The sequence below is a fragment of the Oleiphilus sp. HI0066 genome, from assembly GCF_001635725.1.
Window position 1 is genome coordinate 1 of sequence record NZ_LWFH01001576.1, and the last position, 1,485, is coordinate 1,485.

The 1,485-nt window shown below is 43.4% G+C and carries 1 protein-coding gene; it reads right to left on the reverse strand.

The features are described from left to right. Positions 1-145: 145 nt before the first annotated feature. Positions 146-1,485: bifunctional diguanylate cyclase/phosphodiesterase (locus A3738_RS24900; RefSeq protein WP_156504482.1), on the reverse strand; the 1,340-nt coding region annotated here is incomplete at its 5' end.

Genomic DNA, 1,485 nt, shown 5'->3' on the forward strand with positions numbered 1-1,485 from the left:
AATTATCAGCCAGCGTAAAAATGAAAGAGTCTCACCAAAATATTAAGCCGCTGGTCTCTTCTGCACCTAAGCACGGTTCGACTGATCAATTTCTGGCATTGCATGAAGCGATTGTTGGTGAGCTACAGGACGCTTAAAGGGCGTCTTATAGTTCTGTGATCCCGAGTGGTAATGCTATTTGATCTCCCGAATGTAATTCTTTCTCACGGGCGTTGTTTAGCAGCAAGGCAATAAGGTGTTCGGCAGGTAGCGCCTCCGAATACATAAACCCTTGCACGTATTGGCAGTGATTTCTCTGCAAAAATGATTCTTGCGACAGGTTTTCCACGCCGGATGCAAAGCTCTTTATGCCAAGTTGTTTGGCAATCGCGAGCAAAGATTCAATAACAAGTTTGTTCTTTTTGTTGTGCAGGCAACTCGCTACGGTTTGTCGATCGAGTTTGATCATATCGATGGGGAGACTGTCGAGCTGCGTTAGCGATGATGAGTTCGCGCCAAAGCCATCAATAGTAATGACACAACCGAAACTCTTGAGTGTTTTGAGTTGTTTAATGGTGTCGCTACTAGATTGAGCAAGAGTGTTCTCTGACAGCTCTAGTATTAGACGATTGGGATTAAAGCTGTGCTCTATGCAGGCTCCTTTAAGCATATTCAGCAGACTAGGGTGGTTGTATTGTTTGCGAGTAAGATTGAACGCATAAGAAAGTTGTTTACCACAAGCTTTCTCGATTGATTTTGCTTCAATGCATAATTGGTTAAATGCCCATTTTCCAATGATCTGCAATAGTCCTGTTTGATCCGCAATGCTTAAAAAGTCATCCGGAAGTAATATTCCTTTGCTCGGGTGATTCCATCGGGTGAGCGCCTCAAGTGCAACGATCTCTCCATTATTGATGTCGATAATGGGCTGATAATAAAGCTCAAATTGATTTGTGTTGATGGCAGTCCGCAATGCTTGTTCAATTTCGCATTGTCGTTGCATCTCTTTGTTCATTTCTTCGTTATAAAATTGAATGTTATTTCTACCCGCATTTTTTGCTTTATACATCGCCATGTCGGCATTTTTGAGTAGTTTTTCATAGCTGTCACCATCGTCGGGGAAAAGTGTAATCCCTAGGCTTGAGGTGATAATTAGCTCATTGTTTTTTACTTCTATAGGCTTTGTGATGTGTTCGATTAGATTGCGGCCGACGAGCTCAGCGCCGTCTTGACCCGAAATATTCGATAGTAGTATTGCAAATTCATCTCCGCCGAGGCGTGCGATGGTGTCTTCTTTGCGCATGCCCTGCGTAAGACGTTCGACTAGCTCTATCAATAGTGCGTCGCCAATATCATGACCGAGTGTGTCGTTTATCTTTTTAAAGTGATCGATATCGATGCTAATTAAAGCTAGTTGGGTGTTATAGCGCTTCGCCGTTTCTATGCCTTGTTTGCAGCGGTCTTCAAATAATCGCCGGTTAGCGGCGCCAGTTAGTGTGTCAAAGT